8 protein-coding genes are annotated in these 10,064 nt (G+C 68.2%); 2 read left to right on the top strand and 6 right to left on the bottom strand.

Features of this window, described 5'->3' with window-relative positions; genetic code table 11:
- Nucleotides 1-611: 611 nt before the first annotated feature.
- A complete protein-coding gene (locus ABTX60_RS27745; protein ID WP_031106884.1) occupies nt 612-782 on the bottom strand; it encodes a hypothetical protein in 171 nt (56 codons plus the stop codon).
- Between the two features lie 476 nt (nt 783-1,258).
- Between ABTX60_RS27745 and ABTX60_RS27740 the strand changes: the two genes are divergently transcribed.
- Together ABTX60_RS27740 and ABTX60_RS27735 are read left to right on the top strand one after the other, a co-directional pair.
- Entirely contained in the window at nt 1,259-2,083 is an 825-nt protein-coding gene (locus tag ABTX60_RS27740) for an SDR family oxidoreductase (protein WP_352099736.1), read from the top strand.
- Between the two features lie 295 nt (nt 2,084-2,378).
- Complete coding sequence (locus tag ABTX60_RS27735) at nt 2,379-3,005, top strand: TetR family transcriptional regulator (protein WP_352099735.1); 627 nt, start codon at nt 2,379-2,381, stop codon at nt 3,003-3,005.
- A gap of 215 nt (nt 3,006-3,220) precedes the next feature.
- Here the strand turns inward: ABTX60_RS27735 and ABTX60_RS27730 are convergent, their stop codons facing one another.
- The 5 genes from ABTX60_RS27730 to ABTX60_RS27710 all read right to left on the bottom strand — a co-directional run bounded on the left by ABTX60_RS27730 (nt 3,221) and on the right by ABTX60_RS27710 (nt 10,029).
- Nucleotides 3,221-4,711 (bottom strand): glycoside hydrolase family 43 protein, encoded by a 1,491-nt coding sequence (locus ABTX60_RS27730; protein WP_352099734.1) that lies wholly within the window; start codon nt 4,709-4,711, stop codon nt 3,221-3,223.
- Between the two features lie 81 nt (nt 4,712-4,792).
- The gene (locus ABTX60_RS27725) at nt 4,793-5,536 is read right to left on the bottom strand and encodes a cupin domain-containing protein (protein ID WP_352099733.1); all 744 of its coding nucleotides are present in this window, start codon (nt 5,534-5,536) and stop codon (nt 4,793-4,795) included.
- Nucleotides 5,533-6,456, bottom strand: coding sequence for a DUF6807 domain-containing protein (locus tag ABTX60_RS27720; RefSeq protein ID WP_352099732.1), 924 nt, complete (start codon nt 6,454-6,456; stop codon nt 5,533-5,535). Before ABTX60_RS27720 ends, ABTX60_RS27725 begins: the two co-directional genes overlap by 4 nt.
- Nucleotides 6,449-7,576 (bottom strand): Gfo/Idh/MocA family protein, encoded by a 1,128-nt coding sequence (locus ABTX60_RS27715; RefSeq protein WP_352099731.1) that lies wholly within the window; start codon nt 7,574-7,576, stop codon nt 6,449-6,451. Before ABTX60_RS27715 ends, ABTX60_RS27720 begins: the two co-directional genes overlap by 8 nt.
- 458 nt (nt 7,577-8,034) lie before the next feature.
- Nucleotides 8,035-10,029 (bottom strand): DUF4978 domain-containing protein, encoded by a 1,995-nt coding sequence (locus tag ABTX60_RS27710; RefSeq protein WP_352099730.1) that lies wholly within the window; start codon nt 10,027-10,029, stop codon nt 8,035-8,037.
- Nucleotides 10,030-10,064 lie beyond the last annotated feature (35 nt).

Here is a 10,064-nt window from a genome sequence, read left to right as displayed (position 1 = left end):
CCTCATAAGCCGACGACTCACCCGCGAATCCACCCCGAACTGGCGCGACACCTGAACCTCGAACGAAACAACCCCGCTGGGACAAAACGCTCTTTAAGACGTCGTCTCATGCGGAGTGCTGGTGGCGCCCCCGGCGGCTGTCATCGCCTGTTCGTCGCCGTGGGTGAGGACTACGATCATCAGCAAGGCGGGGTCGTAGCACAGAGGTAGTGCGCCGCGACATCATCTCGGAGGACGTCGGTTCGAATCCGGCCGCCCCGCCCCGCCCCTTCCAGTCCAGAACGCCGCTCGTCGGCCTGAACCTGTGGCCGGTGACAAGGTACGCGCCGATTCATCGCCAAGGGAGCTGCTTCAGCGGGTGGTGCCACCTGCCTCAACATGCCCATAGGGCAGCGGCCGGCGACGGTGCGGTGGCCGAGAGTCCTCGCGGTGCCGCTGGGACCCGGTGGTTGGAGGTGCAGGTTCCGCTGCTTCACCGGGCCCCAGCTATCAGGCCTGGTGCCCGGGCAAGTGGTGGGTACACCGTTTACCCGAGGAGACGCCCTGAGGCAGGACATGCCTGTGGGCCCCGGGGGTTCCCGAGGCCCACAGGCCAGCTGCTGCCGGATGCGTTACCAGCGATACCAGCGGCCCTTGCGGCCGCCTGTGTCCGCACTGCGCAGCACGAAGCCCAGCAGCCAGACGACCAGCACGATGACGGCGATCCACCACAGTGCCTTCAGCGCGAAGCCCGCGCCGAAGAGGATCAGAGCCAGAAGCAGGACGAGAAGCAGGGGAACCATAGATATCAACCTCCGTCGCTCCTCTTGCCCGGCGATTCGAAGAACACGCAACCGAACTGCCTGGTTTCTTCACGGTTCTCGCGGGAACTGAACCTAGTTTTCGTCACCGGCGCACTTCTCACGTCCGGCGAGCGCCGACGCGTGCGGGCTTCCGTCACCCGCTCCTTCGGCTCGGCGTGCGACCTCGGCGTGCGACCCGGGCTCTTGCCCGCCCAGCCGGGCCCCATTGCGCTCCTCGGGCGGCAACACCTCGGCCGACATCGTCTCGCGGTATCCCTGCTCAGGCGCGCGTAGTACGCGTAGGACAACCCCCACCAGTTGCGCCAGCTCCTCACGCCGCAATCCCTCGGTTGTCATACGTGCCTGGCTGGTGCGGAGCAGCGTACAACATCGACTCCAAGAATCATCTTGATACTCAGTCTCAGAGAGATGTAGAGTCTCCCCATAAGGCTTCACTTCGAACGGGAGCGTTTCTCGTGAGCAAGATCTGGTTCATCACTGGTTCCTCGCGCGGTTTCGGCCGTCAGTTCGTCACGGCGGCCCTGGAGCGCGGCGACAAGGTCGCGGCCACCGCCCGCAACACCGACTCCCTCGCGGACCTCGTCGCCGCCCACGGCGAGGCGATCCTTCCCCTCACTCTGGACGTGAGCGACAAGGCCGCCGCCACCGAGGCCGTCCGGCGGGCGCACGACCACTTCGGCCGTCTCGACGTCGTCGTCAACAACGCCGGCTACGGTCTGTTCGGCACGGTCGAGGAGTCGACGGAACAGCAGGTCCGCGACCAGATGGAGACCAACTTCTACGGCGCCCTGTGGGTTACTCAGGCCGCCCTGCCCCTCATGCGGGCCCAGGGCAGTGGCCACATCGTGCAGATTTCCAGCGTCGGAGGAGTCACCGCCTTTCCCAACCTCGGTGTCTACAACGCCTCGAAGTGGGCCCTGGAGGCCGCGAGTGAGGCCCTCGCCCAGGAGGTCGCCGGATTCGGTATCAAGGTCACCCTCGTCGAGCCGGGCGGTTTCGCCACCGACTGGGGAGGCTCCTCCGCCACCTTCACCGGGCAGCTGCCCGCCTACGACGACCTGCGCACGGCTCTCGCCGCCTACTGGAGCGACTTCCAGCCCGGCGACCCGACCGCCACCGGTGCGGCCTTGCTGAAGGTCGTGGACGCCGACAACCCGCCCCTGCGGGTCTTCTTCGGCACCTCCCCGCTCCAGCTCGTCCCGCAGGTCTACGCCGAGCGCCTGAAGGTCTGGGAGGAATGGGCCGACGTCGCCACCGAGGCCCAGGGCAGCGCCGCGTAACCGTACGGCAGGCGCCGGTCGTGGTCCGGCGCTCGGCGCTGCGGCCAGGGACCGGCCGGCGGGCATGCGTGATCCCTCGACGGGAGATCGCACCCCCGCCGGCCGTCGGCATGGGGGAGAAGAGGAGGCGTGCAAGGACCCCGAAGCCCTGGGGCGAACGGGCGGAGTGCGGTGGCCGGTCGGAAGGTCGTGACCCCTGCAGTGGGCCTGCGCGAACGCACCGAGCGGTTGGTCTTCGCAGAGACCGAGTTCTGATACTCGGTCTCAAAGTGAGTCCTTGCTGTACCCTTCGAGTATGTCTGAATCCGTCCGTGCCGCCGACCAGTCCGCACGCAAGCCGCCCGGCCTGCGTGAGCGCGTGCGTGCGACGGTTCAGGCGGAAGTGGTCGAGGTGGCGCACCGGCTCTTCACCGAGCAGGGGTTCGACCAGACCACCGTCGACCAGATCGCCGCCGAGGTGGGCCTCTCACGCGCCAGCCTGTTCAGGTACTTCGGTACCAAGGAAGACATCGTCCTGGGACGCCTGGAAGAGTCGGGCCGCCAGATCGCGGCGGAGCTCGCCGCCCGCCCCGACGACGAGGAGCCCTGGGAGGCACTGCGCCGGGCCTTCGACGCCCTCACGCGGATCAACGAGGCAGCGCCCCCCGAGCAGGTACTCAGCTATCTGCGCATGCTCCAGGAGACCCCGTCCCTGCGCGCCAGGCATCACGAGAAGCAACTGGGCTGGCAGAAACTGCTGGTGCCGGAGATCGCCCGGCGATTGGGGGCCGACCCCGACCGGCCCGAGGACACCAGGCCGAACGCACTGGCCGCCGCCGCGCTCGCCTGCCTGGATGCAGCCTCCACAGCGTGGGTGACCTGTGAGGGCACTGTCCCGCTGGCCGTGTTGCTCGACCGGGCCATGGGCGCGCTGGCGAAGTAGCCTGGCCCACCGCCCCGTTCACGCGGCCTTCTGGTATCGGCCGGAGAGACACCAGTTCACGGTGCGCACGGCCGAAGGTGTCCGGCTTCGAGGTCCACGCGCTCGATCGTCGGCCTCAGTACGACCGGTTCGATCGGGTGACGGGCCTCGGCGATCTCCTCCCGACGGCCGGCGGAGAAGACCGGGGCGGCGAAGCCGCGGTTTACGGCACGGCGTCACGCGCGACGTTCGGTGAACCGGACCCGGCGGACAAGCACCTCCCGCGACTCGGCCCACACACCGACCAGACGTCCGGTGAACCCGCCCGCCACCTCGGTGGAGAGATAACGTCCGTCCAGACGGGCGAGGACATCCGTGCCGGTTCCGTCGCCGATGCCCAGTTCGATGTCGTCCGGTCCGTTCCAAGCGGGTTCCGTGGAGCGGACGCGGAGGGTGACGGGGGACTCTGGCAGCGGGCGGGAGCCGAGAACCGACCGGACCTGCCCGATCCGTGCGACGGCGGTGACTTCGCCTTCGGCGACGTGCAGGCCGTACCAGTGGACACCGTCCAGCCGTAGCGCGACGGTGAACGCGCCCTCGCCCGGATCGACGACGAAGTCGGCCTCCCAGTGGTCTCCGCCGACCCGCGTGAACAGTCCCGAGGGCTCGCCGGTCTCGCTCGGGGCGTGACGCACGACCACCCCTGCCGGTGCCCTGTGCACGAACCGGTCGGGACGCTGCCCCGGTGATACCCACCTGGGGTCCAGCCCGGGGGAGCAAAACTCGTCCTCGAAGTCCCGCTGCCCGGTCGGGACATGGCGTCTCGCCGGTTCGAGCCGCGGCCAATCGTCCACCCAGGAGACGTCGGCCAGGAACGTCTCACGCCCGTTGACGTGGAAGCGGGGGCTGCGGCCTCGTGGCCGCGTGCCGAGGTACACCGCTGCCCACGTCCCGTCGGGACGCTCGACCAGATCGGCATGGCCGACGTTCTGGACGGGATGAGCCGTGCTGCGGTGGGTGAAGACCGGATTGTGCCCGGCGGCTTCGAAGGGCCCTCGGGGGCTCCGTGAGCGTGCGACCGACACCACGTGCCCCCGGTCGGTGCCGCCTTCGGCGATGACCAGGTACCACCAGTCGCCGCGCCGGTACAGGTGCGGCCCCTCGGGATGGGCCAGGCCGGTTCCGTGCCAGATCCACCGCGGTTTCTCCTGGAGCAGACCCCTCTCCAGGTCGACCGCGACCTGCCTGATGCCGATCTCGGTCTCCGACCACGAGCAGTACGTGACCAGGCACGTTCTCTCGTCGTCCCAGGCCAGGTCCGGGTCTATGCCGTCGAGTCCGGTGAGGCACACCGGCGCGGACCACGGCCCGGCCGGGTCGCTCGCGTGGTAGACCTGATGGCCGCCGCGAGCGTCGTCGATGTTCGTGGTGATCAGCCAGAACCGGCCCCCGTGGTGGCGCAGCGTCGGGGCGTAGATGCCGCGGCTCGACGGCGAACAGCCCGCGGGGAACTGCTCGTCCCTCGTCAGGGCGTTGCCGATCTGCCGCCACGAGACCAGGTCGCGGGAATGCCAGACCGGAACGCCGGGGCTGTACTCGAACGACGAATTCGCCAGGAAGAAATCCCCTCCGACCTGGCACACCGATGGATCGGGGTACATCCCCGACAGGATCGGGGTGGTCGCAGCGTCTGCGCTCCGACCGCCCTCCGGTTGTGTCGCACCCATACGAAACGCTTTCCTCAGCTCAGGCCGGGGCAGATCGGCACCCGGTCGGACATGTTCCTCACCACCCGCCGCCAACAGGTGTCACTTCGTCCCGGTCGATGTTCCGGCCCGGCGGGCCGGGTCGTAGGCGCGCAGGAAACCGCACATGCCCAGCGTCTGTGGGGAAGGCAGGCCGATGTGCGAGATCTCCGCTCTGAACAAGTGGTCGTAGCGGCCCTGCCGCAGTGCGTCGATATGCCGTAGTGCCGTGTTCGCGGCGGCCAGCGCACCGTCCTCGACCGTCTTCTCCCACGTGTCCAGGTGGGGTTGGACGAGGCGCACCGCTGCCGCGCAGAAGCCCTCGTACGCCGAGCGGTTGCCTCGCCGCCACTGCCGCTTCAGTTCGGTGAAGCCTGCGACGGCCAGATCCCTGCGAGCTCGGGAGCGCTCGTGGCTGGGGCTGCCGTCGGCGTCGAGGAGTGAGGCCGCGGCCGGGTAGGTCTCGGGGGACAGGTACTCGGGCGGGAACGTCATGACCGCGTCGCCTGCCTCGGGGAGGCCGTTGTTCTGCATGACGACGATCACGCGCAGCTCATCGTCGTTGATGGCTCGGTGGATCGTGCCGGGGGTGAACCAGACGACGTCTCCGGGGCGCAGCTCGGCCGTCGTGAGCCCCTTGTAGCCGAGGGTCTCCAGCCGGCCGAGGCCACCGATGACGACGTAGCACTCCGAGCAGGTGAGGTGCATGTGGGGCGAGCCGCCGTGCTCGTGGTCCGCCGTGGGCCAGGGATAGACCTCGAGCCGGCTGAGCCCCACGGCTCCGGGGAAGTCGGGGAGTGAGGTCACAGGGCCAACCTCCGTGCGATCGGTTCGAGTTCGTGACGATCCACCGTGCGGTCGAGGAAGACGAAGCGGTGGGTCAGGTGCAGGGTTTCACCGGGTTCCAGCTTGATCTCCGTGCCGAAGGCGGGCGAGGGGTTGAGGCAGGCGAAGGCGCTGCTGCGGGCGAACCACGTCAGCGGGGTGGAGGCGCTGGTGGTGCCGGCGCAGGCCAGGACCGTTGCGCCGCCGTCGATCTCGTCGTGCTCACCGGTGATGGCCGCCCAGGCGCCCCGGGTACCCATGACGGCGTCGCCTTCATGACCCCCGTCGGCGATGACGTCCGCACCTGTCCAGGCCCGGGGCCCCCGCCAGAACAGTCCTGTATAGCCGGCGTTGGGGCGCCCGTGTGTGGTGGGGCTGCCCATCTGCAGGGGCTCGTGGTGGACGTTGGTCAGGGCGGTGGTGAAGTCCAGCGCCCAGACGCCGTCGTCGGTGTCGGCGCTGTGGAAGCGCAGGGTGCGGGTCTCGTCGATCCACGTCTCGTCGCTGGAGGAGATCCAGTCCAGCGCCTGGACGACCGACACCTCGCTGTCGCCGACGTCCTGCCGGTCGAAGGTGCGGTGGACCTGGCGCCCGTGGTTCTCACGCCAGACGTAGCCGTGTCCGGGCGCACCCTGCTGGAAGGTGGGCCCGCCCCAGAAGTTGTCGCCGGACAGGTGGGACCAGGTCATCTGCAGGCCCTTGTGCCAGCGGTGGTCCCAGGGCCGGTAGACGCCCACGGAGGCGCCGGAGAGTGTTCTCAGCGGGTAGACGTAGGGCTTGGGGGATTCTTCGAGCGGGGTGTCCGGCCGGTAGACGTACGTGGCGAGGTCGGTGCCCGCGGCCGACACCACGAACTGCGTTCCGGCGTCGTCGTGTCCGATGTGGAAGGGCGTCTCAGACACCGGTCTTCTCCTTGACGTCGTCGTCCCGGGCGGCGCCGGGGCGGCCGCTCATGGAGTGGTAGAACGGGTTGGCCGCGGTGATCATGGCGGGGGTGACGGGGCGTCCCGTACTCGCCGACTCGTACAGGGCGGCGATGAGGGCCAGGACGCGGCGGCCGTCGTCGCCGCCGGCCTCGGGGCGTTCCCCGGCACGCAGCGACCGCAGCAGCGCGCGCAACTGCGCGGCGTGCGAACTGGGCTCGTCGTCGAGGGGTGCTCCCAGTTCCTCCGGCGTGACATCGACCCGGTGGGGAGCAGGAGTCCACGTCCAGTGGGAGTTGTCGTAGCCGTAGAGATGGGACAGCTCGACCGTGGCTTCAGGGAAGTCGAAGCGCAGGTAGCTGGTCTCGCGAGGGGACAGGAGGCTGTTGACCATGGACACCATGGCGCCACTGGCGAAGCGGACCATAGCCATGGAGACGTCCTCGGTCTCCACATCGCGGGCCAACGTCCCCATGGCGGCGCGGACTTCGGTCCATTCACCCATGAGGGACAGCATGAGGTCCATCTGGTGGATGCCATGACCCATGGTGGGGCCGCCACCCTCGGTCTCCCACTTGCCGCGCCAGGGAACCTCGAAGTAGGCGTCGTCCCGGTACCACAGGGTGTGGCAGACGCCGACCAGGGGAGCACCGAGACGGCCGGTGCGGATGTGCTCCCGCAGGGCTCGGGCGGCGGACCCGAACCGGTGCTGGAAGACGTAGGAGACGTACGGGCCGCCCTCGCGCTCGTGGGCGGCGACGGCGTCGTACTCGGCGACCGAGAGGGTGGGGGGCTTCTCGCACCACACCGACGCGCCGGCGTCCAGACAGGCGGTGATGGCCTCGCCGTGAGCGATCGGGGGCGTGCAGACGATGACCAGGTCCGGGTGCTGCTCCTGGAGCATCCGGTCGAGGCCGTCGTAGGCGGCGGGAATGCCCCAGCGGGCGGCGAAGGCCTCGGCACGCCGCAGGTCGACGTCGACGACGGCGATGACGGTCGCTTCGCCGCTCTGGGCCTGGACGGCGGGCATGTGGCAGCCGTCGGCGATGTTTCCGGCGCCGACGATCGCCACCCTCGCGGGTTGGCTGTAGTCAGTCATGGGGCTCTTTCGTGGAAGCTCGGGCGGTGCCTGGGCGCGACACGGGGGGCGTCGAACAGCTGACGAAGAAGGGTGGTTCGACCTGCTCGGCTCAGGACGTGCACGCATGGCCGTGCGGTCGACGGGAATGGCTCTGTCGGACGAACTCGGCTCGCGCCGGTGTGAACGGGGCGGCAGCATGAACGTAGTGAACGGTCACCTTGGCGGTCAAGAGTTGCGCAGTGATCGTTCACTTTCTTGTGATCGCAGGGCGAACCGACCCGCGTCCATCGGGCAGCACGCCTCAGTGGGCGGCGGTCCGCGCTTCCAACACGGCGGCCTGACTCATTCAGCAATGGTTACACCGGTGAGGCGGAGCCACGGACGCTCGGACACGGCAAGAGGACGTACGGTTCCTCGTCCGGCACGAGGAACCGTACGCCCTCTTGATCAGGCGTCCCGCGAGGCAGGAGCGTGCTCTACTTCGGCTGGAACTCCCAGACGGTGTTCGAGTCCTGCGTTCCCGTGTTCCACTTCACTTCGTTCGCGGAGGTCCCGTACAGGTAGGCCCTGCCCGTGTGAGTGTTCCTGACACGAAGTCCACCCCCCGCGACCCCTTCCAAGGTCCAGAGGGAGCTGTCCGAGACGGCGCCCGCATTCCAGACGACGCTGTTGTTGCTGGAGCCGGTCTCCAGGTAGAAGCGCCCCGTCCTTGCGTTCTTGATGGTCCACGACCCCGATGAATCCTTGGCGACGATCCAGTCCTGGTCGTCGTAGGCGGTCGCGGCCGCGAGTGTGACCACACCGTTCAGGTCGGTGTCGAGGTACCGGCCCGCGGAAGAATTCCTGATCTTGTAGGTCGCGCCGCTGACGAGATAGGAGACCCGTACGCATTCGCCGGCTGCCAGGGTGACGGCGATGCCTGCGGATGCCGTGCTGAACGCCTTGACGCCGGACTTCACCCACTTGTCGGCCCCGTCGTAGTGCCCGGTCTCGACAGACCTCACGACGCCGATGGTCCCGGGCAGCGTGAACGTGGCAGCGGCGGTGGCGGCGAGAGCGAACTCGGCCGGACCGCGCCTGGCCGCGAAACCTTGCGCACTGCTCGTGGTCGCGAAGCCGATGCTCAGCCCGTCCAGGGTCTTGGCGATGTCGACGCCGGCCGTGGCCTTGCGGTTGAAGGTCTGCAGGGTGCTGCCGCCCGCTTCCACCGTGGACCTGGTCGACAGGTCGCGGTGGATCTTGTTGAGCAGCCGGTTCAGGGCGGCGACGCGGTTGGAGACCGGCTTGCGGGTCACGACCTTGGTGGCCGGGTCGAAGTCGTACAGGCCGAGATTGCTGCTTCCCGTCGAGGAGTCGGGGTCGACGGCGGCGTACATGTTGAACACCGCGTCGCCGGCGATGCCGTTGAACTTCAACACGTCGGACAGCGGTGCGCCGGCGAACGTCTCCATGATCATCCGAAGGTTCTCGCCCTGGGCGAAGACCGACGTCAAGCCGTAGTTGTAGATGGTGTCCTGGTCCTGGGTGTACGGGTCGCCGCCGAAGAAGTCCAGGTAGGCCTTGCCCTGCTGGCGCAGTACCTCGTTCTCGGCGACCGGCTTGGCGTCGCCGATGACGTTGCAGCGGGTCCACACCGAGTGCTCGGACTGCTTGACCACGCGTCCGAGTTCGGTCACGTAGTTCAGCAGCACGTCGTTGCGGAACTGGGCTTGGCTGGTGTAGCCGCCGTCGTTCCACAGCTGGGTGCTGTAGGTGCTGTAGCTGCGACCGACCTGCTTGCCCCACACGCTGCTGACGTTGGGTTCGTTGAGGATCTGGACGCCGACCAGAGCGTGGGTGGTGTCGTAGGCGGCGATGTGGGCCATGACCTGGCCGAGGACGAACTTCTCCCTGGCGAGGAGGCTGGGGTCGGTCTTGTCGAGCAGGGACTTGCCGTCGTTGGCCACGCGGGTGCCGGTGGAGTCCACCACCCATTGATAGTCGGTGGTCACGTAGGTGGGCAGACGGGGCCCCTGCCCCACGGAGGAGCCGCCCGAGTCGGTGCCGAACCACAGCAGTTCGAGCTTGAGCCCGTACTTCTTGCAGAGGTCGATGTACCGGTTGAGCTCGGTCCAGTCGAACACGTCCTTCGACGGTTCGACCTGGGACCACCAGATGGACATGTTGACAATGGTGAAGCCGTCCTCGCTCGCCATCCTCAGGACCGGCTCCAGTTGGCCGTCGGTCCAGCCGTACGTGATTTTGTGCTTCTCGTAGCGGAACTGAAGGCCGCTGTGGAAGAAGGGTGCGCCGTCCACCATCAGGACGGGCTTGTCGTAGGTCGACAGCGAGGTGTCGACATGCGACACGACGGTGGCCGCCGCGGCCTGCGGGAGATTGCCGGCGAGATTCAGGGCCATACCCCCGAGGGCCGCCGCCCCTGTCGTGGCGAGAAACCTGCGCCGCGACCACTGACCGGTCTCGGACTTCATTGAACTGCCTCCTTGTTCGGCGATCTCCAGCCGTC

The sequence above is a fragment of the Streptomyces sp. NPDC126510 genome (genome assembly GCF_040302345.1).
In the GTDB taxonomy this organism is placed as follows: domain Bacteria; phylum Actinomycetota; class Actinomycetes; order Streptomycetales; family Streptomycetaceae; genus Streptomyces.
Note: the sequence above shows the minus strand (reverse complement) of the source record. Positions and strands in the feature narration are given on the sequence as shown.

Bases quoted from the DNA above. Each gene is read 5' to 3' on its own strand.
- ABTX60_RS27745 (WP_031106884.1), bottom strand. From the start codon at position 782: ATGGTTCCCCTGCTTCTCGTCCTGCTTCTGGCTCTGATCCTCTTCGGC.
- ABTX60_RS27735 (WP_352099735.1), top strand. From the start codon at position 2,379: ATGTCTGAATCCGTCCGTGCCGCCGACCAGTCCGCACGCAAGCCGCCC.
- ABTX60_RS27730 (WP_352099734.1), bottom strand. From the start codon at position 4,711: ATGGGTGCGACACAACCGGAGGGCGGTCGGAGCGCAGACGCTGCGACC.
- ABTX60_RS27715 (WP_352099731.1), bottom strand. From the start codon at position 7,576: ATGACTGACTACAGCCAACCCGCGAGGGTGGCGATCGTCGGCGCCGGA.
- ABTX60_RS27710 (WP_352099730.1), bottom strand. From the start codon at position 10,029: ATGAAGTCCGAGACCGGTCAGTGGTCGCGGCGCAGGTTTCTCGCCACG.